23 protein-coding genes are annotated in these 21,830 nt (G+C 66.3%); 11 read left to right on the top strand and 12 right to left on the bottom strand.

The window, feature by feature from the left end; all coding sequences use genetic code 11:
• Positions 1 to 108 precede the first annotated feature (108 nt).
• From MLE27_RS15900 to MLE27_RS15910, 3 genes are read right to left on the bottom strand one after another with little or no spacing between them, the layout of a single operon-like run.
• The gene (locus MLE27_RS15900; protein ID WP_243313257.1) at positions 109 to 1,143 is read right to left on the bottom strand and encodes an ABC transporter substrate-binding protein; all 1,035 of its coding nucleotides are present in this window, start codon (positions 1,141 to 1,143) and stop codon (positions 109 to 111) included.
• Positions 1,144 to 1,195: 52 nt separating this feature from the next.
• Positions 1,196 to 2,110 (bottom strand): dihydroorotate dehydrogenase, encoded by a 915-nt coding sequence (locus MLE27_RS15905; protein WP_243313259.1) that lies wholly within the window; start codon positions 2,108 to 2,110, stop codon positions 1,196 to 1,198.
• A gap of 9 nt (positions 2,111 to 2,119) precedes the next feature.
• Complete coding sequence (locus MLE27_RS15910) at positions 2,120 to 2,899, bottom strand: iron-sulfur cluster-binding protein (RefSeq protein ID WP_243313261.1); 780 nt, start codon at positions 2,897 to 2,899, stop codon at positions 2,120 to 2,122.
• A gap of 218 nt (positions 2,900 to 3,117) precedes the next feature.
• Between MLE27_RS15910 and MLE27_RS18225 the strand changes: the two genes are divergently transcribed.
• The 6 genes from MLE27_RS18225 to MLE27_RS15940 all read left to right on the top strand — a co-directional run bounded on the left by MLE27_RS18225 (position 3,118) and on the right by MLE27_RS15940 (position 8,866).
• Positions 3,118 to 4,353 (top strand): cyclic nucleotide-binding domain-containing protein, encoded by a 1,236-nt coding sequence (locus MLE27_RS18225; protein WP_243313263.1) that lies wholly within the window; start codon positions 3,118 to 3,120, stop codon positions 4,351 to 4,353.
• Entirely contained in the window at positions 4,350 to 5,129 is a 780-nt protein-coding gene (locus tag MLE27_RS15920) for a motility protein A (protein WP_243313265.1), read from the top strand. Before MLE27_RS18225 ends, MLE27_RS15920 begins: the two co-directional genes overlap by 4 nt.
• Before the next feature lie 9 nt (positions 5,130 to 5,138).
• The gene (locus MLE27_RS15925) at positions 5,139 to 5,951 is read left to right on the top strand and encodes an OmpA family protein (protein WP_243313267.1); all 813 of its coding nucleotides are present in this window, start codon (positions 5,139 to 5,141) and stop codon (positions 5,949 to 5,951) included.
• Positions 5,948 to 6,760: a tetratricopeptide repeat protein gene (locus MLE27_RS15930; RefSeq protein ID WP_243313269.1), complete on the top strand. Its 813-nt coding sequence runs from the start codon at positions 5,948 to 5,950 to the stop codon at positions 6,758 to 6,760. The genes MLE27_RS15925 and MLE27_RS15930 overlap by 4 nt, the downstream gene beginning before the upstream one ends.
• Before the next feature lie 216 nt (positions 6,761 to 6,976).
• On the top strand, positions 6,977 to 7,603 hold the full coding sequence (locus MLE27_RS15935; RefSeq protein ID WP_243313271.1) for an FMN-dependent NADH-azoreductase: 627 nt from the start codon (positions 6,977 to 6,979) through the stop codon (positions 7,601 to 7,603).
• 60 nt (positions 7,604 to 7,663) lie between these two features.
• Positions 7,664 to 8,866 (top strand): hypothetical protein, encoded by a 1,203-nt coding sequence (locus MLE27_RS15940; RefSeq protein WP_243313273.1) that lies wholly within the window; start codon positions 7,664 to 7,666, stop codon positions 8,864 to 8,866.
• 40 nt (positions 8,867 to 8,906) lie between these two features.
• Here MLE27_RS15940 and MLE27_RS15945 read toward each other — a convergent pair whose 3' ends face one another.
• The gene (locus MLE27_RS15945) at positions 8,907 to 9,968 is read right to left on the bottom strand and encodes a tetratricopeptide repeat protein (protein WP_243313274.1); all 1,062 of its coding nucleotides are present in this window, start codon (positions 9,966 to 9,968) and stop codon (positions 8,907 to 8,909) included.
• A gap of 78 nt (positions 9,969 to 10,046) precedes the next feature.
• Entirely contained in the window at positions 10,047 to 10,793 is a 747-nt protein-coding gene (locus tag MLE27_RS15950; RefSeq protein ID WP_243313276.1) for an HD domain-containing protein, read from the bottom strand.
• Positions 10,794 to 10,938: 145 nt separating this feature from the next.
• Here MLE27_RS15950 and MLE27_RS15955 point away from each other — a divergent pair, with 145 nt between their 5' ends.
• Both MLE27_RS15955 and MLE27_RS15960 read left to right on the top strand, forming a co-directional pair.
• Positions 10,939 to 11,337, top strand: a complete 399-nt coding sequence (locus MLE27_RS15955) for a response regulator (RefSeq protein ID WP_243313278.1) — start codon at positions 10,939 to 10,941, stop codon at positions 11,335 to 11,337.
• A gap of 20 nt (positions 11,338 to 11,357) precedes the next feature.
• Positions 11,358 to 12,098 (top strand): Tim44 domain-containing protein, encoded by a 741-nt coding sequence (locus MLE27_RS15960; protein ID WP_243313280.1) that lies wholly within the window; start codon positions 11,358 to 11,360, stop codon positions 12,096 to 12,098.
• 78 nt (positions 12,099 to 12,176) lie between these two features.
• Here MLE27_RS15960 and MLE27_RS15965 read toward each other — a convergent pair whose 3' ends face one another.
• Genes MLE27_RS15965 through MLE27_RS15985 form a run of 5 tightly spaced genes read right to left on the bottom strand, consistent with a single transcriptional unit; the run spans position 12,177 to position 17,475 of the window.
• The gene (locus MLE27_RS15965; RefSeq protein ID WP_243313314.1) at positions 12,177 to 13,079 is read right to left on the bottom strand and encodes an aminotransferase class IV; all 903 of its coding nucleotides are present in this window, start codon (positions 13,077 to 13,079) and stop codon (positions 12,177 to 12,179) included.
• A gap of 42 nt (positions 13,080 to 13,121) precedes the next feature.
• Positions 13,122 to 14,141, bottom strand: coding sequence for an aspartate-semialdehyde dehydrogenase (locus MLE27_RS15970; protein ID WP_243313281.1), 1,020 nt, complete (start codon positions 14,139 to 14,141; stop codon positions 13,122 to 13,124).
• A gap of 51 nt (positions 14,142 to 14,192) precedes the next feature.
• Positions 14,193 to 15,068 carry a methylenetetrahydrofolate reductase [NAD(P)H] gene (metF, locus tag MLE27_RS15975; RefSeq protein WP_243313283.1) on the bottom strand — a complete coding sequence of 292 codons (876 nt, stop codon included), beginning with the start codon at positions 15,066 to 15,068 and terminating at the stop codon, positions 14,193 to 14,195.
• Positions 15,069 to 15,100: 32 nt separating this feature from the next.
• On the bottom strand, positions 15,101 to 15,487 hold the full coding sequence (locus MLE27_RS15980) for a (deoxy)nucleoside triphosphate pyrophosphohydrolase (RefSeq protein ID WP_243313317.1): 387 nt from the start codon (positions 15,485 to 15,487) through the stop codon (positions 15,101 to 15,103).
• 23 nt (positions 15,488 to 15,510) lie between these two features.
• The gene (locus tag MLE27_RS15985; protein WP_243313285.1) at positions 15,511 to 17,475 is read right to left on the bottom strand and encodes an ABC-F family ATP-binding cassette domain-containing protein; all 1,965 of its coding nucleotides are present in this window, start codon (positions 17,473 to 17,475) and stop codon (positions 15,511 to 15,513) included.
• Between the two features lie 129 nt (positions 17,476 to 17,604).
• On the opposite strand from MLE27_RS15985, the gene MLE27_RS15990 reads away from it, so the two are divergent.
• The 3 genes from MLE27_RS15990 to MLE27_RS16000 are packed head-to-tail and all read left to right on the top strand — an operon-like array spanning position 17,605 to position 19,920.
• Positions 17,605 to 18,825 (top strand): DUF2325 domain-containing protein, encoded by a 1,221-nt coding sequence (locus MLE27_RS15990; RefSeq protein WP_243313287.1) that lies wholly within the window; start codon positions 17,605 to 17,607, stop codon positions 18,823 to 18,825.
• Between the two features lie 14 nt (positions 18,826 to 18,839).
• Positions 18,840 to 19,568, top strand: a complete 729-nt coding sequence (locus tag MLE27_RS15995; protein ID WP_243313289.1) for an acid phosphatase — start codon at positions 18,840 to 18,842, stop codon at positions 19,566 to 19,568.
• 25 nt (positions 19,569 to 19,593) lie between these two features.
• A complete protein-coding gene (locus MLE27_RS16000; RefSeq protein WP_243313291.1) occupies positions 19,594 to 19,920 on the top strand; it encodes a hypothetical protein in 327 nt (108 codons plus the stop codon).
• Between the two features lie 67 nt (positions 19,921 to 19,987).
• Here MLE27_RS16000 and leuB read toward each other — a convergent pair whose 3' ends face one another.
• Both leuB and MLE27_RS16010 read right to left on the bottom strand, forming a co-directional pair.
• Entirely contained in the window at positions 19,988 to 21,061 is a 1,074-nt protein-coding gene (gene leuB, locus MLE27_RS16005) for a 3-isopropylmalate dehydrogenase (RefSeq protein WP_243313293.1), read from the bottom strand.
• Between the two features lie 63 nt (positions 21,062 to 21,124).
• Positions 21,125 to 21,622, bottom strand: coding sequence for a 3-isopropylmalate dehydratase small subunit (locus MLE27_RS16010; RefSeq protein WP_243313294.1), 498 nt, complete (start codon positions 21,620 to 21,622; stop codon positions 21,125 to 21,127).
• Positions 21,623 to 21,830 lie beyond the last annotated feature (208 nt).

Genomic DNA, 21,830 nt, shown 5'->3' on the forward strand with positions numbered 1-21,830 from the left:
GCAGGGGACGCCGGCGCGTCCGGCCGGTTCGCCGGTCCGGCGCGTAGAGAGTGTCCCGCATTGCCAAACCATGTGCATGCCTTTTACGACCGGTGAGAGCGCGCCGCCTCAGTGCACGACGACGGCGGCCGCCTCGATGACGTCATAGGGGATGTCCAGCCCCAGGCTCTCGGCGGTTTTGAGGTTGAGCATCACGATCCCCGATTCGTTGACGCGCATGGGCAGCGCCCCCGCCGCGATGCGCCCGACCAACACTTCCCGGACCATCTGCCCGGCCAGGAATCCCTGTTCGTAGCCCGACTCGAGTACTCCACAAAGCACGTGATGGTCCACGGAGAAATCGGCGAATCCCAGCGTGGGCTTGGTGTTGACCGAGTGCGTCCATTCCGCCACCTCCGCCGCGGGGACCGCCCTCCCGGTCTGTTCGTCCTTGAGGCTGTGGTAGAGCGCTAGGCCCAAAACGTCGGCCTGGGCCTGCAGGTCCAACACCCTGCGCTGCCACTGCTGGTAGGTGACCGCGCAATTGAGCGATTGCTGGACAAGGGCGTAGGGGCCGCCTTCGGCCACGTCCCGGGCCATGTCCTGCCGCAGGAACAGGGAGGTTTCGGAGGCGTCGAACAGGTAGGCGATGTTGGTTGCCTGGGGCAGGATGCGCTTGGCCAGGGCCACCCCCTCCCGGAAGTGGAAGCGTTCCCGCACGCCGGACACGTTGGCCGCCGGGTAGCCGTAGCGCTCCGGCGGGGCGTTGACGCCGCAGAAGATCACCTGCGGGGTGATGCCGCCCTTGAGATGGGGGGAGACCACGTACTCCTGCACGGCGTCATCCGCGGCGACCACCGCATCGGGCTCCATCCCCGCTATGGTCCGGGCCATTTCCCGCCCTGCCTGCTGAAGCCGCTGCAGTTCGTGCTGACGCTTGGCGTCCAGGTAGAGGACGGAGTAGCTGATGTTGAGGCCGGCCAGGGCCTCGTAGACGCCCTTGTTGATCTGCTGGGTCCAACCGTAGTCGGGGTGGTAGCTGTGCACGATGCACACCCGCAGGGGACCGCCCGCCCCCTGCGACACCTGCGCCCAAGCGGCGCCGGGAGCGGCTGAGAGACAGGCGCACACCACGATGAGCATCTGGAACAGCGTGGAGACCAAGAGCCCCGCCCCGGGACGCGAAGCCCGGTCGGCCTGACTGAAAGGCGGCTTCTCAGCCCACATCCAGGCTCCCTCTGAAACTTTCCCAATCGGTGACTCCCATGCTGGCGGCCACCTGGGGCAACTCCTCCACGAGCCTGAAGGCGAAATCGGGACGGGTGAAATTGGCGGTGCCCACCTGGACCGCGTGCGCCCCAACCAGAATGAATTCAAGCACGTCCATGGCCGAGCTGATGCCCCCCATGCCCACGACCGGGATGTTGACCGCCCGGCTGACCTGCCACACGCAGCGCAGGGCCACGGGCTTCACCGCGGGGCCGGAGAGGCCGCCCACCACGTTGGCAAGGCGGGGCTTGCGGGTGCGCACGTCCACGGCCATGCCGGTGAGCGTGTTGATGAGCGAGAGGCAGTCCGCCCCGGCGGCCTCCACGGCCCTGGCGATGCCCACAATGTCCGCCACGTTGGGCGAGAGCTTGACCATCACCGGCTTGGAGCCGCAGCGCTTCTTGACCGCCTCCGTGACCTTGGCGGCCTGGGAGGGGTCCTGCCCGAAGAGCACGCCGCCCTCCTTCACGTTGGGGCAGGAGATGTTCACCTCCAGCGCGGCCACGCCCTCCTCGGCGGCCAGCACTCCGGCCAGCTCCCCGAACTCGTCGGGGTCGCAGGCGTAGAGGTTGGCCAGGATGGGGGTGGCCTTCCAGGGCAGCCGGGGCAGCTTGTCGCTCAGGAAGCGCTCCACCCCGCAGTTCTGCAGCCCGATGGCGTTGAGCATTCCGGAGGGCGTCTCCGCTATGCGCGGCATGGGGTTGCCTTCGCGCGGCTTGAGGGAGAGGCCCTTGACCACGATGCCCCCCAGGGCCGCGAGGTCGCCGTAGGGGGTGAACTCCAGGCCGTAGCCGAAGGTGCCCGAGGCGGTCATCACCGGGTTCTTGAGGTTCAAACCGGCAAGGCTGACGCTTTGGTCCATGATCTCTTCCTAGAGGGTAATTTCGTTGGCCCAGAAGACAGGCCCGCGCGTGCAGCTCTGCACGTGGTGGCCTTCGGAATCCGTGGCCACGCAGCCCAGGCAGGCCCCGATGCCGCAGGCCATGCGGTTCTCCAGGGAGAGCTGGCAACGCACGCCCAGCTTGAGCGCGGCGTTGCGCACCGTGCGCAGGAAGGGCGTGGGGCCGCAGGCCAGGGCCAGCCCGCCGGCGTGGTCGGCCATGGCCTCCTCGATGCGGGCCACGAACAGGGGGATGTCCTGCGGGGAGGTCTCCCGGAAGGCGGAAGCGGCCGCCAGCCGGGTGATGTCTTCGTAAGGGTAGCAGGAGAGCGGGGGCCGGTGCCCGAAGAGCAGGGTCAGGTTGGAGGGCGTCGGGTGCGCGGCGCTGTACTCCACGAAGGGGGCGATGCCCACGCCTCCGGCCAGCATCAGGGTGCGCACTCCCGGCTCCGTGTTGAAGGCGTGGCCCAGCGGGCCCCAGACCGTCACGGTGTCGCCCTGCTTGAGCCCGGTGAGCAGCCTGGTGCCGCGCCCCACCGCCTGGATCAGGAACGCCAGCCGCTCCGGCGTGGCCCGGCAGATGGAGAACGGCCTGGCCCAGAGGGGTTCGAAGCCCCAGGCCGTGGGCCTGAGCATGGCGAACTGCCCGGGGCGCACTGCCTGCCAGCCGGGGTTTTCCAGTTCGATGAGCCACAGCCCGTGGCTCAGGCCTTCCGGGCCGTGCGGGGTGATTCTGAGGACTGAGACGTCTTGGCAGGTCGGTTTCGGCATATCGCGCTCCTCCGGAGGTTCTACCCGCATGTCACGCCTTAGTAAATATTTTCGCCGGAGCCCCATTGTCTTGAATTCTGGACGGTTTGCGGCTAGTCTGAAATGTGTGCCGAATCCCGGAGCGCAGCGTCCCTCCCGGCGCTCGCGGCCCCGCGTGGCGGGTCGCCGGCAACACACCGACACCATACGCATATCGACCAGAACGCCGGAGGCTCGCAGTGGAGCGGAAACCCGAAACAAGGACGCCCGACGTGGGGGACAAGACCAAGAGCTTCCACAAGGGCCAGGTCATCTACAAGGAGGGCCAGTCCAGCAACGAAGCCTACATCATCAAGCAGGGCTCGGTGGGCGTGTACCGCCTCTCGGGCAACAAGCGCATCACCCTGGGCATCATGCGCCCGGGCCAGATTTTCGGCGAGATGGGCGTCATCAGCGAAGAGAAGCGCACCGCCTCCGCCGAGGCGCTTGAATACACCGAAGTCATCGTGCTGGACCAGAACCTCCTGCACACCCTGCTGCTCAAGTGCCCCCGCCCGGTGCAGATCATCACCACCTACCTCGTGGAGCGCATCCGGGCCCTCAACGCCCGCGTGACGGAGCGCAGCTGCTCCAACACCTTCTCGGCGGTCTGCAACATCATCCAGCTGGCCTGGAAGGGCCTGCCCAGGCCCTCGGCCGCGCCGGGCGCGAAACCCGGAGCCAAGGGGGAGGCCGCGCAGCTCTCCACGGTGGAGCTCTCCCGCACCATCAAGGACATCCTGCTCATCTCCCAGGTGGAGATCGACGACATCCTGGAGAAGCTGGCCAAGCTGCACGTGGTGGAGATCACCGACGTCAAGGGCTCCCGCTACCGGCAGGATCCGCTGCTCGGCACCAGGAAGAAGACCGGCGAATTCGTGCGGGAGCGCCTGCTCTCCGTGCCCGACTTGGAGCGCTTCGCCAACGTGACCCGCAACCTGGCCAAGGACAACCAGGACGACACCGCCTGCGAGCTGGAGTTCATCGACCTGGACGACTTCGCGGCCCTGGTGCAGGCGCAGCCGGAAACGATCCTGAAAAAGATTTCCTACGGCGAGATGCCCCCCACCTCCTTCTTCTTCCACAAGCGCTCCATCACGGACTACGCGGAGCAGGTGGGCGGCGAATTCTTCCAGCGCGCCAAGCGCCCGCGCCTCAAAACCGAAGACCTGGCCACCGTGCAGGACATCGTGGCCGTGGACAACGCCACCCTGGGCGAGGCGCTCTCCAAACTGGGGTTCTACAAGGTGTCGGTGCTGGCCTCCCTGGCCGGGCCCGAGGCCAGGCAGAAGATCATGGCCAACCTCTCCAAGAAGATCGCGGCCGTGGTCACCGAGGAGGTCGGACGCCTGGGCGCGGTGGACCCCGACGAAGCCTCGGACATCGAGGACGAACTCCTGGCGCTCATCAAGACCATGAAGGGGCTTAACGGGTGAACATAGCCACAGTCATCGGCTTCACGGCGGGCATCATCATCCTGGGGACGGCCACGTTCTTCGCCACGGATTCCGCGCGCGTCTTCATCAACTTCCCGGGCCTGGCCATCGTGCTCGGCGGCACCCTGGCCTCCACCTTCATCTGCTTCCCGCTCAAGGAAGTCACCCGGGTTTTCAACATCTTCCTCACGGCCCTCAAGCGCGAGGAGCTGCCCATCGGCAACTACATCGAGGCCATCGTGCACATCGCGCGGGAGGCCTCGGCGCGGGGCAAGGTCCACCTGGAGAGCGCCCTGCCCGGCATCGAGAACGAATTCCTCCAGAACGCCATCCAGATGCTCGTGGACGGCTACTCCCGCGAGGAGATCAAGGAAATCCTGGAGACGCGCATCGAGCAGACCTACCAGCAGGAGATCTCCTCGGCCGGCATCTACCGCACCATGGCCAAGCTCTCCCCGGCCTACGGGCTCATCGGCACGCTCATCGGCTTCATCGGGCTGATGCAGGTCATGGGCAGCGGCGGCCTCTCCACCCTGGGCCAGCATATGGCTGTGGCCCTGACCACCACGCTCTACGGCATCCTGCTCTCCAACCTGATCTTCCTGCCCATCGCCGTGAAGGTGGAGAAGCGCATCGAGGAGCGCGTGCTGCTCATGTGCGTGATCCGCGACGGCGTGCTCTTCATCAAGGACAAGACCCCCGCGGCCATCGTCTACGACAAGCTCAAGGCCTACCTGCCCCCCAGGCGCTGGGCCTCCATCGGCAAGCGCCCCTAGGCCTGGCCCATGCTCAACCTCAGCAAACTGCGCGGCCGCCAGAAGGACGAGGACGAGGGGACCTGGTTCGTCTCCCTGGCGGACCTGCTCACCCTGCTGCTCTGCTTCTTCGTGCTCATGCTCTCCGTCTCCCAACTGGACCAGGACCGCTACAAGAAGGTGGCCAGCGCCCTGGAGGAGTCCCTGAAGGCCGAGAAGGCCAAGCGCTCCGCCCTGCCCCAGGGAGTGCCCGTCAAGCAGGACATCAACCTGGGCGGCCAGCTCTACCCCGTGGTGCCCCCCGCCCTGCCCCCGCAGGTCTATGAGAACAAGATCCCGGCCGGGGGCCTGAACCCGCCCGCGCAGACCGGGCAGCCCAAGCCCGGCAAGTCCATCGACGAGGTGCGCAACGAGCTGGGCCTGCGCTTCGCCCAGGACCCCGCCGGGGTGCAGATCGAACAGCGCGAGGGCGGCTTCGCCATCACCCTCAAGGGCGCGGTGCTCTTCGACAAGGCCAGCGCGGACCTGACCGCCAACTCCATCCCCTATCTCGACTCCATCGCCGCCTCGCTGCGCGGCACGCCCTACGCCGTCACCGTGGAGGGCCACACGGACAACCTGCCCATCCAGTCCTTCGTGTACCCCTCCAACTGGGAGCTCTCGGCGGCCCGGGCCTCCCGCGTGGCCAGGCACCTCATCGACCGGGGCGTGGCCAAGGAGCGCATCCACGTGACCGGCTACGCCGACACCCGCCCCGTGGCGCCCAACGACACCCCGCAGGGCCAGCCCATCCCCGAGAACCAGGCCCGCAACCGGCGCGTGGTCGTCCTCATCAATCCATGAGCGGCGCGGACACCCTGGACATCGGGCCGGACACGGCCCAGCCCAAGCTCAAGGGCGTGTTCTCCTCTTCGGCGCTGCCCGGGCAGGAGCCCGACCCGGCCGTGGAAAAGCACTTCTGGTTCGCGCGCGAGAGCGTGCCCGGCGTGGTGAGCATCCAACTGCTCGACGAGCACCAATTGCCCACGCAGCGCAAGATACAGGTGCCCAGGGACGAATTCCTGCGCGATTTCACCCTGGAGCCGGACCTGGGCTACAAGCTGCTCACGCAGCGCGTGCTCATGGGCGACTACTACCGCAACCAGGGCATGAACGTTGAGGCCAAGATCGAGTACCAGAAGGTGTTGCGCGTGGACGAGGAGAACATACGCGGCAACTTCGGCCTGGGCCTGGCCTACCTGGCGCTCAACCAGTTGGAGAAGGGGCGCTACGCCTTCGAGAAGCTTGTGCGCCTGGACGAGAGCTTCAGCGCCGAGCACAAGCACCTGTTCAACGATTTCGGCATCGCCTTGCGCAAGCGCGGCCTCTTCGACGAGGCCCTGGCCTTCTACCACCGCGCCCGCGAACTCTGCGACGACGACGAGCACCTGCGCCTGAACATCGCCAGGGCCTGGTTCGAGAAGGGCGACACCGAGATGGCCTTCACCGAGCTGCGCATCTGCCTGGAGCTGGACAACAACTTCCGGGAGGCGCTGGCCTTTCTGGCCTACCTGCAGAAGCACGAGATCATGCCCCAAAAGCCTGAGCTGCGGGAATACTTCCAGCGCATGGCGCTCAAGCGGAGCGAGTTCGGGTCCCTGCTGGAGGATTGATCCGCCGGGGCGCGATTCCCGCACGATCCCAACCGTTTTTGCGCTGCCGGCCGTGTCGCGGCGCAGCCATCGCCTGCTCTCTTGTCCCCGCGCCGTCCGGGGATTGTCCTGCCGAAGCTCGTTATTCGCGCCCTGCTTGCCTTTTTCGCGCCCTGCGGACTATGCTCGCGGCGTATCATTCCAATACGCCCGGCCGAACCGCCGCAAGGAGCTCCCATGTCCACCATCCTCTACATCAAGGCCTCGCCGCGCGGCGCGCGCTCGCACTCCATCGCCGTGGCCGACGCCTTCCTGGAAGTCCTGGCCGAGCGCGACCCCGATATCCTCATCAAGACCCGCAACCTCTTCGATGGCGACCTCCCCGCCTTCGACGGCCCCACCCTGCAGGCCAAGTACAACGTGCTGCACGGCCTGACGCACGACCCGGAGCAGTTCCGCGCCTGGGAGGCGGTGCGGCGCCTGGTGGAGGAGCTCAAGATGTGCTCGAGGCTTGTGATGGCCGTGCCCATGTGGAACTTCAGCCTGCCCTACCCGCTCAAGCACTACATCGACCTGATCGTGCAGCCCGGTTTGAGCTTCGAGGCGGACGGGGACGGGGTGCGCGGGCTCATCCCGGACAAGCCGGTGTTCGTGGCCTACGCCAGCGGCGGGCAGTACCCGGCGGGCACGGCCGCCGCCGCGCTGGACCACCAGAAGCCCTACCTGGAGATGATTCTGGGCTATATCGGGCTGATGGACATCCGTTCCGTGCGGGTGGAGTCCACCCTGGCTTCGGACGACGTGGCGGGGGACAGCAGGAACCGGGCGATCGCGAAAGCGAGGGAGATGGCGAAGGAGTTCTAGTCGCCGCGCCTGCGGATCAGTTCTTAATGAACAGGAGTTGTGTGATTTCAGATGAACAGGATGTCGATTCTCGCCGTAGTGGCCTTGGTCGTGATGTCGCTCCCCGCTATGGCCGCAGACCTCGGGCCTGCCTGCGCCGGAGTTCGCTACGAGCGCATCGGGTCCTACACCGTGGAGCGGTTGAACCGGATCATGGGCAAGGAGCTGTCGGAATTCAGCGCGTTCAAGACGGCCTATCCCGCCGCCAAGAATGCCGTCGATCTGTACCGAGTGACATACGATACCGTCATACCCGAGCAGAACAACCGCCCGGTCAGGGCCTCGGGCCTGCTCGCCGTACCTCGGGTGGCGAAGAGGACGCTGCCGGTGCTCTCGTATCAGCACGGTACGGTGTTCAGCAGAACGGCGGTGCCCTCCAACCCGGAGGAATCCATGGAGACGCGGCTGATGATAGCGCGTTTCGCCGGGGACGGTTATGTCGTGATCGGGGCGGATTACATCGGCAAGGGGCTCTCCGCTGAGCCGGACAGCTACATGGTCAAGGAGGCCACCGCGCAGGCCTGCCTGGACATGCTGTTCGCATCCAGGGCGGTGTGCCGCGCCCTGAATATCGAACAGGGCGACCTTTTCCTGAGCGGGTGGTCGCAGGGGGCGTGGAGCACCATGGTGTTCCGCCACAGGCTGGAGAGCCTGGGCATTTCGGTAAAGGCCGCAGCCACGGCGAGCACCCCCAATGATCTCTACATGCTGCTGACAAGGTGGATAAACAACCCCACCGCGTTGGATGCGAGCTACCTCGTCGCGCTGCCGGTATTGTTCATCAACTCCTACGAGCGCTATTACGGGATGAGCGGCCTGAGCCGTACGGCCATAAAACCGCAGTACTGGCAGGCCGCCAACGATTTTTACGAGAACAGGATCGGCTGGGATGAGGCCGCCAAACTGCTGCCCGCCACAGTGGCGGACTTGCTGCAGCCGGAGTTCGCGGCGGCCAGTTCGATGGCCGCAAGCCCTTTCTTCAGGCAGCTCCAGGACAACCAGGCCTACCGCTGGCGCTCCGCCACCCCCAGCCGCTATTACTTCGGGAAGGCGGATGAGGTCATGCCGCCCGCCATAGCGACGTTGCCGGTGGAGTACACGCGCGCCCTGGGCGGGGCGGCCGCCGAGGCCGTGTACGCCGGCGACGAGGCCGACCATCGCGGCACGTTCCTGTACGGAGCGTACGACCAGAAGGTGTGGTTCGACAGCCTGCTGAGGCGCTAGAATCGTGGGGAACCGCCCTGGGTCACGCCGGGGCGGTGGATCAAATATCCTGCACGCTGTCCAGCGTGCCGGTCGACGGCGCGCCGCCCTTCATCCCCGCGCCCTTGGGCGGTCTGAACTCGCGGGAGAAGAGCTTGAGGTGCAGCTTGCGGCCTTCGGCGAAGTTGGGGTTGATCCACAGCGCCTTGAGGATGGCCTCCTGCGCGCCCTTGGGGTCGCCCATGAAGAACATGGCTTTGGCCATGTTGAAGTGGATGTTCTCGTCGTCGGGGGTCAGCTCCAGGGCCTGGCGGTAGGCGTGCAGCGCCCCGGGCAGATCCCCGGCCTTGCGCAGCTTGACGCCCAGGGTGTTGAAGGGGTTGGGGCTGTCGGCGTCGTACTTGAGCACCTCGATGAACAGCTCCTTGGTCTCCTCCAGCCGGTTGAACTGGGCGAAGGTCTCGGCGGCCTTCTGCAGGTAGGACTTGTAGCCGTCCAGATCGCCCTTGCCCCTGTAAGCCTCGGCCAGGCCCTTGTAGGCCTCCGCGAACAGCTCGTTGATCTTCACGGCCTTCTTGAAAGCGATGATGGCCTGGCCGTACTTCTGGCGGAGGAGGTACTTGCAGCCCATGTCGTAGTACTTCTGGGCCTGGTTCTCCTCGGAGACGAGCTCCTCGAAGGCCTCGATGGCCTCGTCGTACTTGCCCGCCGCCAGGAGCCGCTTGCCCTCCTGCAACTGGGACTGCTCGATGTCCGCCAGGCGGTCCACCTTCAGGGCGCGCAGCATGTGGTTCTGGAAGGTGTCCACCGTGTAGGGGCGCAGCACGTAGCCGTCCACCCCGGCGGCGATGGCCTCCAGCACCTTGTCCTTCTGCCCCTCCTGCGTGACCATGATGACCGGCGTATCGCGCAGGTCCATGTTCAGGCGCATGAGTTTGAGGAACTTGAGCCCGTCCATGTCCGCAAGCTGGGAGTCGAGCACCACCAGGTCCGCGCTTTGCGCGCCCAGGAAGTCGATGGCCTCCGAGCCGGAGGCGAAATGCTCGATGAGCGCTGCCTTGAGCTGCTTGAGGCACTGCCTGTCGCGGCGGGCGTGATCCTCCACCCCGGTGACGGTGATCACGACATCCAACCTGATGGGGGAAGAGACCTTTTCCGGCACCTGGCGCTCCGCAATATTGATGGGATGTTGAAAAATACTCTATCGACTGAGGTGACTATAAATCCCGTCTTTCAAAAGCGTCAACTGGGGGTCGCCCGGCAGGATGGCGAAAAGGCTCTCCACGTGGCCCCGCTCGAGAAAGGCCTTGCGCGCGGCCCGGCTGGCGAGGTCGAAGACCCAGCTGAGCAGCAGGAGGGTGAAGTCGTTCTCGTAGCGCATGAGCCCGTAATCGCCGATGGACCCGGACCTGATCTGGTCCACGATGGCCTGGGTGTAGCGCTCGGGCTCGTTGCGCACGTTCAGCACGACCACCTCGGAGCGCTTGCCCCCGGGCTGCAGGTACTCGAGCATGATGCGCACGATGTCGAGCTTGTCGCAGTCGCGCACCAGGCGGGTCACCGCGGCGAGTTCCGGCCCGGCCCCGCGCGGGATGGCCCGGCGATTGTGCAGCACCACGGCCCCCAGCACCAGGGCGCGCATTTCAGGGTCCAGCGCCCGGATGTGGCCCAGGCCGCGCAGGGCGCGCACGCCCAGGAAGGCGTGGTTGTCGGAGTCGGGGTCGCGGAAGGTCTTGTAGGTTCTGTACTGGGGAAAGCGCCCGGTGTCGTGGTAGAGCGCCCCCAGCAGGCAGGCTTCCTCCAGATGGGCGGGCAGGCCCAGCGTGGGCGTGATGGCCCGGGCCTCCCGCAGCACATTGAGGGAGTGCTCCAGCTTCAGGTCGATATGTTCGTCATCCTCGGGGACGCCCGTCCGGAATTCCGCAACGTACCCCTTGAACCAATCCACATGCCTCTCAAGCACAGAACACCTCGCCTTGGTCCATTGCCCGGGTTCACTGCATCATCCGCCCGGGATTTTCAAGACATAACCCTTGTGTCCCAAAAGCGAACTCTGTAGAAATTCAGCCTAGCACGCCCGTTGGAGGAAGTTAATGAAAGCTTTGGTCGTTGAAGACGATTTCGCCAGCAGGAAGCTTTTGCAGAAGATTCTCGCCCCCTATGCGGAGGTGGACATCGCCGTCAACGGGGTCGAGGCCATTGAGGCGTTCTCCCGCTCGCTGGACGAGGGAACCCCTTATGACCTGGTCTGCATGGACATCATGATGCCCGAGATGGACGGCCAGACCGCTCTCAAGCGCATCCGGGCCATCGAGCGCGACAAGGAGATCCCGCCCGCCAAGGAGGCCAAGGTCATCATGACCTCCGCCCTGGACGACCCCAAGAACGTGGTGGAAGCCTACTACAAGGGCGGCGCCACCTCCTACGTGCCCAAACCCATCGACAAGCAGATGCTCCTGCACCTGCTCAAGAACCTGAGCCTCATCGACTGAGGCCCGGACCGCCACCAGCCATGAAACGCGCATCGGGACTCCCGGCCCTGCTGACCCTGGCATCCGCCCCGCTCCTGGCCGCAGGCAACGCCCTGGCCGCCGCGGCGGACCCGCTGGCCACGCCCTCGCGCGCGTCCTACAGCATCATGGACTTCCTGCTCATGGCCCTGCTGGGCTACCTGGCCTGGCGGCTCATCTCCCGCATCGCCAACCGCGACAAGGACAAGGACGACGAGCCCCCCACCTACGACGTCACGCCGCGCGACAACGAGGAGGACGTCTCCCCGCAGGAGCGCCGCAGCCGCGCCGCCCAGGCCGCCTGGGAATACCTGACCGGCGAGAAAGGGGCCGACCTCCACCCCGAGGGCAAGCAAAAGACCGTAAGCGACGGCGGGTTCGACGAGCGGGATTTCCTGCGCGGAGCCAAGCTGATGTACGGGCGCGTGCGGCAATCCTGGGCGGGGCGCGACATGGCGGACCTGCGCCAGTTCGCCGCGCCGGACATGATGCGCGAGTTCGAGCGCCTGAACTCGGAAAACCCCGCGCACGAGAAGGTGGCCGTGCTGCTGGTGGAGGCCCAGGTGCTGGAGGTCAAGAAGGAGGAGAAGCGCACCGTGGTCCGCGTTGGCTATGAGGCCACCCTCTCGGACGACCCGGCCAACACGGCCTCCCGCAAGGTCAGCGAAACGTGGGTGTTCTCCCGCGACGACACCGTGGTGGACGGCCACTGGCTGCTGGAGAGCATGGAGACGGTGCAGTAGCCTGCTCTTCATCGCTCAACGCAACAGAACGAAAAAAGGGCCCGAAGGCCCTTTTTGTTTTTCAGTCGATCTTCCCGGCTACAGCGGCACGCCGCTCTTCACCACGTCCTGCGCCAGCAGTTCCTTGAGGCGGCGGCTCACCGGGCCGACCTTGCCGTCGCCCACGGGCCTGCTGTTGTACTCCACCACCGAGATGCACTGGGAGGTGGTGCCAAGCACCAGGAGCTCCTTGGCGGCGTAGATGTCGTCCTCAGTGATGGACTTGTAGCAGTGCGGCCGTTCGGGCGCGGCCAGCTCCAGCGCGCGCAGCAGCGTGGTGCCCGACAGCGCGTTGTGCAGCTTGGGCACGGTGATGCAGCCCTCGGCGTCCACCAGGGCGATGTTCTCGGTGGCGCCTTCGGCCAGGTAGCCCTCCTGGTCGAAGCAGATGGGGAAGTCCTTGCCTTTGGCCTTGGCTTCCTGGCGCATGAGCACGTTGGGCAGGTAGTCGATGCTCTTGATGGTGGCCAGGTAGCTCTGCTTGGCCGGGATGGAGGTGCGGAAGGCGCTGACGCCCTTCTCGTAGAACTCCGCCGGTTTGGGCTTGTAGGCGTAGGCCGCAACGTAGAGGCTCGGCTCCGGGCACTCCCAGGGGTCGATGCCGAACCCGCCGGGGCCGCGCCCCAGCAGCATCCGCAGCAGGCCGTTGGCCTGGCCGGTGCATCGGGCCAGCTCCAGCACGATCTCGCGCACGCGCTCCCACGGACAGGGGGGCGTAAGCCCGATGGCCTTGCCGGAGCGGCCCATGCGCGCCAGGTGCTCGTCCAACTGGTAGACGCGCCCGTCCACCCACTTGATGGTCTCGAACACGCCGTCGCCCCGGTGCACCAGATGGTCGTCCCAGGGCATGAGCATCAGGGCAGCATCCTTGCAGATGGCCCCCACGCGATGCTCGTAAAAGGCAAGCACCTGCCCCGCGCCGGGGCGCGGGGCGGCGAGCATGCGTTCCAGATAGGCTTTTGAATCGAGAATATCCACGTCGACCTAGACCCTCAGCTTGCCCTTGGCCAGCAGCAGTTCCGCGATCTGCACGGCGTTGAGCGCCGCGCCCTTGCGGATGTTGTCGGCCACGATCCACATGTTCAGGCCGTTCTCCACCGTGTTGTCCTGGCGGATGCGGCCCACGAACACCTCGTCCTCCCCGGCGGCCATGATGGGCATGGGGTACATCTTCTCGGCCGGGTTGTCGTAGACCTGCACGCCCGGGGCGGCGGCCAGGGCGGCCCTGGCCTGCGCGGCGGTGACCGGCTTCTCGAACTCCAGGTTCACGGACTCGGAGTGGCCGTAGAACACGGGCACGCGCACCGTGGTGGCCGTGACCTTGATGGAGTCGTCGCCCATGATCTTGGCCGTCTCCTTTATCATCTTGATCTCTTCGTAGGTGTAGTCACCCTCGGAGAACACGTCGATCTGGGGCAGGCAGTTGAAGGCGATCTGGTGCGGGTAGACCTTCACCTCGGGGTCGATGCCGTTGAACATCTGGCGCACCTGGGTCTCCAGCTCGGTGATGGCCTTCTGGCCCGTGCCCGAGACGGCCTGGTAGGTGGAGACCACCACGCGCTTGATGGTGAAGAGGTCGTGCAGGGGCTTCATGGCCACCACCATCTGGATGGTGGAGCAGTTGGGGTTGGCGATGATGCCGGTGTGCCAGTCCACGTCGCCGGGGTTGACCTCGGGCACCACCAGGGGAACCTTGGGGTCCATACGCCAGGCGCTGGAGTTGTCCACCACCACGCAGCCGGACTTCACGGCGTGCGGGGCGAACTTCTTGGAGGTGGAGCCGCCCGCGGAGAACAGGGCCAGGTCGACGCCTTCGAAGCTCTTCTCGGTCATCTCGGCAACGGTGAGCTCGCCGTCCTTGAAGGGCACGGTGGTCCCGGCGGAACGGGAGGAGGCCAGGGCGCGCACCTCGGTGGCGGGGAAGTTGCGGTCTTCCAGGGTCTTGAGCATCTCGCGGCCAACGGCCCCGGTGGCTCCTGCGACGGCGACGACGAGCTTGGACATGGTATCGGCTCCTTTGAGACAGGGCATGCCCGAGGCTGCCCCGATGGTTAGCTATTCAAGCGAAAGTCCCTTCACGATATCCAGACAGGCCTGGGCCTTGTTGAGCGTGTACAGGTGCACGCCCGGGGCGCCGCGCGCAACCAGGTCCTGGCATTGGGTCCGGGCGTAGTCCACGCCCAGCTCGCGCACGGCGTCCGCGCCGCCCTTCACGTTGGCGGCCTCCAGGCGCTCCAGGTAGTCCTGCGGCAGGGACGCGCCGCACAGCCCGAGGATGCGCTTGATGGAGGCCAGGTTCATGATGGGCAGCACGCCGGGGATGATGGGCACGGTGATGCCCCTGGCCCGGCATTTTTCGACGAAAGCGAAATAGTGGTCGTTATCGAAGAAGAGCTGGGTGATGGCGAACTTGCCGCCCTGCTCCACCTTGAGCTTGAGGTAGTCGATGTCCTTCTCCAGGCTTTCGGCCTGGGGATGCTTCTCGGGGTAGCCCGCCACGCCGATGCAGATGTCCGGGTAGGCTTGGCTTATGAAGCCCGCCAGGTCCGAGGCGTGCTGGAAGGCGGCGTTCTCGGGCTTGAAGTCCTCCTGGCCCTGGGGCGGGTCGCCGCGAAGGGCCAGCACGTTGTCCACCCCGGCCTCCACCAGGGAGTCCAGGAAGCCGCGAAGATAGTCCTCGGAGGCGCCCACGCAGGTCAGGTGCGCCATGGGGTTGAGCCCGAAATCCTTGCTGAAGCGGCTGACCAGCTCCAGGGTGTTGGCCTGGGTGGAGCCCCCGGCTCCGTAAGTCACCGAGACGAACAGCGGGGAGAGCGTGGAGAGCTTGCCCACCTCGTAGAAGAAGGCGGGCCAGGCTGCCTTGTCCTTGGGGGGGAAGAATTCCAGAGAGACGAATTTCTTGCCGGATGAAAGCAGGTCGTTGATGCGCAAGGAGGGCTCCGTATGGGGGTGGGTTCGGGCGGTCAGACGCCGCGAAGCGCCGCTAATTCCTCGACGATGTCCCTGTCCGCGGCCAGGAACGGCAGGGCCAGGCCTTCGGAAGGCGCCAGCCAGCGAAGGCCTTGGCCTTCAAGTGGACGGGGAAACCCCTTGAAAACATGGATATGGAAAAAAGACAAGTTTACGGTGAAATCCGGGTAGGTATGAGTCTTTTCCTTCCAGAAGTCCGCTTCCCGCACCTCTATGGCCAGTTCTTCGCGCAACTCGCGGACAAGGGCCTCCAGGTGGGTCTCACCCGGCTCCACCTTGCCGCCGGGGAACTCCCACAGCCCGGCGTGGCGCTTGCCCTCGGGCCGCCGCACGCCCAGGTAGCGCCCGCCGCTCCAGACGACGCCCGCCACCACCTGCATGGCTGGCAATCCCTTCCGGGCGCTCACAGGGCCTCCCGCCGCTCTTCGAGCACCGCGACCCTGTCCTCCAGGTCGGCCAGGTCCGCCACGAGGCGGTCGCACTCCTCCTTGAAGGCGTGGTACTCCTTGGAGAGCTCGGAGAATCGGCTGGCGTCGGCGTAGGTGGCCGGGTCGGCCATCTCCTGCTCCACCATTGTCTGGTTGAGCATCACTTCCTCAAGCCGCGCTTCGAGCTTCTCGTAGCGCTCCTTCATGGGCTTGAGCTCGCGGGAGATGGCGTTGCGCTCCTCGGCCTTGCGCCGCTTCTCGGCCTGCCGGTTCTCGCGGGACTCGGACTTCACGCGCGGCTCGCCGTCCAGTTCGCAGGCCGCCTTGGCCTGCTCCTTCAGGTGGCGCTCGTAGGCCTCGTACCCGCCCAGGAACTCGCTCAGGCCATCGGGGCCGACGGTCCAGACCACCTCCGCCACTTCGGAGAGCAGGTAGCGGTCGTGGGCCACGAAGAGGATGGTGCCCTCGTAGTCCACTAGCGCCGAGACCAGGGCCTCGCGGCTCTCCAAGTCCAGGTGGTTGGTGGGTTCGTCCAGCACCAGCAGGTTGGCCCGGGCCAGGAACAGGCTGGAGAGCACCAGGCGGCTCTTCTCGCCGCCGGAGAGGTCGCGCACGAAGCGCTCGAAGTAGCTCTCGCCGAGCATGAACAGGCCCAGCACGGAGCACAGCTCCTCCGTGGAGGCCTTGGGGTCTGAGAGCCGCCTGATCTCGGACATCACGGTCTCGTTGGGCCGCAACACATCCGTGGAATGCTGGCTGAAATAGCCCATGCGCACCAGCGACCCGAACTTCACCAGCCCGCCCGTGGGCTTGAGGTCGCCCGTGAGGCACTTGAGCAGCGTGGTCTTGCCCGCGCCGTTGGGCCCTGCCAGGGCCACCTTCTGGCCCCGGTACAGGTTGAAGGTCAGCTTGGGCCACAGGGGCTGGCCCCCGGGGAAGGCGAACTCCAGCTCGGCCGCGGAGAGGATGTTCTTGTCCGCGCGGCTTGGCTCGGGGAGCTTGAAATCCAGGGTCTTGCGCTTGCGCTCGATGTTGCCCGCCACCCCGGCCAGCTCCTTCTGGAGCTTGTCGACCGCCTTCAATTTGCTCTGGGCCTGGCGGGCCTTGGTGGCCTTGTAGCGGAAGCGGCTGACGAAGGCCATCTGCTGGTTGATGGCCTGGCTGAGTTGCGCGGCCTTCTGCTCGATCTGCAACTGGTTCTGGGCGCGCCACTCCAGGAAGCCGCTGAAGGAGCCGGGCCGGAAAAAGGGCTTGTCGCCCCCCAGGAAGAGCACGTGGGTGCCCACCCGGTCCAGAAAGATGCGGTCGTGGGCCACGAACACCAGCACGCCCTTGAAGCAGAGCAGGTATTCCTCCAGCCACTCCACGGCCTCGATGTCCAGGTGGTTGGTGGGCTCGTCCAGCAGGAGCACGTCGGCCCCGGCCACCAGCACGCGGGCCAGCTTGGCGCGCTCGCGCCAGCCGCCGGAGAGCAGGCGCACCGGCTTGGGCCAGCTCTCCTCCGAGAACCCGAGGCCGGAGAGAATGGCCTTGGCGCGGTGCTCGGGGTTGTAGCCCAGGGAGTGCTCCATCTCGGCCTGCCGCGCGGAAAGCTCCGCCAGGAGGCGCTCGTCGTGCTCCAGGCTGGCGTGCTCCCACTCGCGCCAGAACTCCTTCCAGGAGGCCAGCGCGGACATGACCCAGGCCAGCAGGGGCTCGTCCAGCTCGGAGCCGGCCAGTTCCTGCGCCACGTAGCCCAGGCGCACCCCGGCGGGCAGGATCACCCGCCCGGAGTCGGGCTCGGCCTCGGCGGCCAGAAGTTTGAGAAACGTGGACTTGCCGCAGCCGTTGGGGCCAACCACGGCCAGGCGCATCCCGCCGGTGACCTCGAGGCTGAAGCCTGCCAACAGGTCGCGGCCGCCCAATGACTTGGAGAGGTTTTGTATGCTTATCTTGGACATGACGGAATAATAAGGAGGAATTGTCTGCGGCGGGACTATGCGCCCGAGGGCGGCCGTTGTCAAACGCGCCTTATTGACAATGATTTTCATTTTCATTAAGACCCGGCCATACCGATCACGGAGGCATCCATGACGACCGCCATGACAGCACCCGCACGCCGCAAGCTCTGGCAACAGCAGGACTTCCAGTGCCCCATCCTGGGCACCTGCCTGAGCATGGCCGAGCTGCGCAAGCTCGCCCGCAAGCTCGGCATCTCGTTCTCTCCCGGGGCCACCGACTACGAGATCCACGTCCGCTTCGTGCGCGAGGCCAGCGCGGAAAGCCCCGTCTCCCACCATCTCAACAAGTATCTGGACAAGAAGTACCGCACGCACATCCGCCAGTTCGCCAAGGCCCAGGATGCGGCAACGCTTGAGGCCATGTGGAAGTTCTCGCTCAAGTCGGGCGACATCCCGGGGCCGTTCTGGGCGGTGCTCAGCCACCCCGGCCTCGGCTCAGAGCTCAGGGCCAGGGTCTTCGGGGATGTGCACATGCTCTCGCACCTGATGGGCGCGGCCAACCGGGCGGACATCAAGCGCGTGGGCGCGCTGGAGCGCCGCCTGGACGAACTGGGCCAGGCCCTGACGAGGGTCCAGGCCGCCAGGCGCTCCCAGAAGCTGGAGTGGGCCGTGCGCGTCAAGGACCTGGAGGACCGCCTGGAGGCTGAACGCGGCGAGCGCCTGAAGCTTGCGCGCAAGCTACGCGAGTCCATCCACCTCGCGGGGAGCGACCCCGCGCCGGTGCGGGAAGCCGCACAGGCCGCCGCCCAGGAGGCGGACGCCGCCAGGGAGGAAGCCCGCCGCCAGGCCGCCATCATCGAGGATATCTACCGCGAGAACGAGGCCCTGCGGCAGCACGTGGGCGAACTCACCGCCGAGTTGGAGCGCGCCGACAGCGAACTGGCATGCGCCCTGCCCTGCGCCGGGGAAGGCTGTAGCGGAGAAGGCTGCGACGGGGGTGGCTGCCAGGCCGGTTCCGGCCAATGCCCCTTCCCTGAACTGTGCGGCAAGAACGTGCTCTACGTGGGCGGGCGGTGCAGCCTGGTGCGCCATTACCGCCAGTTGGTGGAGCGCGCCGGTTGCCGCTTCCACCATCATGACGGCGGAGTGGAGCACTCCCCGGGCGAACTCTACGGCAAGCTGGCCTCGGCCGACGTGGTGCTCTGCCCCGTGGACTGCGTGAGCCACGACGCCTGCCAGGCCGTGAAGAAGGCCTGCAAGCACTGCATGAAGCCCTTCATGATGCTGCGCAGCTCCGGCCTGTCGGCTCTGGCGCGCTCCCTGGACCAGTTGGCGGCCTGCGTGAATTGATGCTAGGTCAGGCAATGAAACACCACATCCGCCCCCCGATGCGCTTCCTTGGTCTGGCCGTGCTGTTGTGCGGCCTCCTGTCCGGCCTGCTGGCTGGCAACGGCCTCGCCGCCAAACCGCACTTCCTGCCCGCCGCTTCGCTGGACCTAGCGGCCGTGCTGCCGCCGCCCCCGGCCGACGGCTCGCCCCGGAACAAGGCGGAGTTGATGGAAATGCTCCGCCTGCAGCGCACCCGCACTCCGGCCATGGTCGCCTTCGCCCTGGCGGATGTGGAGCGCTCGCCGTTCCGCTTCGCGGACGTGCTGGGGGCGGCGTTCAACAAGCAGAATCTTCCCGGGGTCGAAGCCCTGTTCGCCGCCATTCTGGAGGACGCAACCCTCCAGATCGATCCGGCGAAGCAGCGCTGGAACAGGCTCCGCCCCTTCCTGCTCGACCCCATGATCGAACCGTGCCTGCCCGAGCCCCAGAGTGCCTCCTACCCCAGCGGACACTCCACCTTCGGGCATCTGGCGGCCATCGTGCTCTCGGCCATGGTGCCGGAGAAGGCAGAGGCGCTCGCCAAACGCGGCGAGGCATTCGCCCGAAACCGCGTGATCGGCGGGGTGCACTACCCCAGCGACATCGCAGCCGGGGCGCAGGCCGCCGAAGCCATCGCCAAGGCGCTGTTCAACAACCCTGAATTCCAGAAGGCGTTCCAGGAGGCCAAGGCCCAGACCCGCCAGGTTCTGGGGCTTGCGCCCTGAGGATGCCCGACGAGGATACGCGACTATGAACCGTGTGCTTCGCTACCAGACGCCCGAAGGCCTGGAACCCGTGACCCTGTGGATCGAGGGCCTGCCCGACCCCGGAACCCGCAAGGCGCTCAAGCGCCGCGTGGAGGCCGTGGGCCTCATCGCGCCCTCGCCAGGCCAAGCCGGCCCGGTCCGGGAGGCCGTGTTGGACTTCGGGCCGGGAGTCCGGCTCTACTACGCCCCCGTGGCCGAGGGGCTGCTCCTGCTGCTCTGCGGGACAGACCCGCGCGCCCTGCCCATGGAGCGCGACACGGCCAGCCGCTTCCTCGAAGAATACCTCTCCCGCACGGCCCTGGCCGCCTGATTTTGGCGGCACGCCAATAAAAAAGGGGGCCTCGCGGCCCCCTTTTCAATGGCGTAGCGGTTTGTGCTTACATCCGCTCAAGAACGAGGTCGCCCATCTTCTGGCAACCCACCAGGGTCTTGCCGGGCTCCATGATGTCGCCGGTGCGGAAGCCGTCCTGCAGAACCTTGGTCACGGCGGCCTCGATGCTGTCGGCCTCGGCGGCCATGGCGAACTGGTAGCGCAGCATCATGGCCACGGAGAGGATGGTGGCCAGCGGGTTGGCCTTGTCCTGCCCGGCGATGTCCGGGGCGGAGCCGTGGATGGGCTCGTACAGGCCCGGGCCGGAAGCGCCCAGGGAGGCCGAGGGCAGCATGCCGATGGAGCCGGTGATGACGGCGGCTTCGTCGGAGAGGATGTCGCCGAAGAGGTTCTCGGTGACGATGGTGTCGAACTGGCCGGGGTCGCGCACCAGCTGCATGGCGGCGTTGTCCACGTAGAGGTGGGAGAGCTCCACGTCGGGGTACTCCTTGGCCACTTCCAGAACCACCTCGCGCCACAGCTGGGAGACGTCGAGCACGTTGGCCTTGTCCACCGAGCAGAGCTTCTTGCCGCGCTTGCGGGCCACCTCGAAGCCGACCTTGGCGATGCGCCTGATCTCGGACTCGGAGTAGATCATGTTGTTGAAGGCCACGCGCTCGCCGTCGCGCACTTCCTCGCCGCGAGGGGTGCCGAAGTAGGCGCCGCCGGTGAGCTCGCGGATGACCATCACGTCCAGGCCCTTGCCGATGATGTCGGGGCGCAGGCAGCAGGCGTGCTTGAGCTCCTCGAAGAGCTTGGCCGGGCGCAGGTTGGCGAAGAGGCCCAGCTCCTTGCGGATGCCGAGCAGGCCGCGCTCGGGGCGGATGGACTTCTCGATGGTGTCCCACTTGGGGCCGCCCACCGCGCCCAGCAGCACCGCGTCGGCGGCCTTGCAGGCGTCCACGGTGGCCTTGGGCAGGGGGTTGTTCTCCGCGTCGATGGCCGCGCCGCCGATCAGGTGGTAGCTGGTCTTGAACTCGTGGCCGTACTTCTTGCCGATCGCCGCCAGAACCTTCTCGGCCTGGGCCATGATCTCGGGGCCGATGCCGTCGCCGGGCAGGATGACGATGTTCTTGATCATTGTCTTGGGGTCTCCTTGTATTCAAAAAAAGGCCGCCCATTCGGACGGCCTTTTCGCGCAGTCTTACGCCTGGGCCGCCTTGCGGTCCTTCACGTAGTTGACCAGGCCGCCCTTATCCAGGATCTGCTGCATGAAGGGGGGCACCGGGGAGGTCTTGATGACGTCGCCGGAGGTCTCGTTCTTGATGGTGCCGTTGACGGGATCGATGATGAGGTCGTCGCCGTCCTCGATCTTCTTCACCGCGTCGCCCACTTCCAGCAGGATCAGGCCCATGTTGAAGCCGTTGCGGTAGAAGATGCGCGCGAAGCTGTGGGCGATGACCACGGGGATGCCCGCGCCGATGATGGCCAGGGGGGCATGCTCGCGGGAGGAGCCGCAGCCGAAGTTCTCGCCCGCGACCATGATGTCGCCCTTCTTCACCCGCTTGACCCAGCCGGCCTGCAGGCCTTCCATGCAGTTCCTGCCAAGCTCCTCGGTGTCGGTGGTCACCAGGAAGCGGGCCGGGATGATGGCGTCCGTATCGATGTGAGCGCCGACTTTGTGAGCGCGTCCTTTGTACATGTGATTCTCCTTGGGTGGGGGCGCCGCCCCCACACCCCCGCCAGGGCTCTGCCCTGGACCTGCCGGGGGGAGAGCCTCCCCCCGGACCCCGGCAATGGGGGTCTTGGGTTCACCTGAAGCTTTGCGCCGTGGACGCGAAGCCCATTGAAGTTTTTTGGAAGGGGGTCCGGGGGGAACCTTTTGTTCACAAAAGGTTCCCCCCGGTCTT

This window comes from Fundidesulfovibrio agrisoli (assembly GCF_022808715.1).
Taxonomy (GTDB): domain Bacteria; phylum Desulfobacterota; class Desulfovibrionia; order Desulfovibrionales; family Desulfovibrionaceae; genus Fundidesulfovibrio; species Fundidesulfovibrio agrisoli.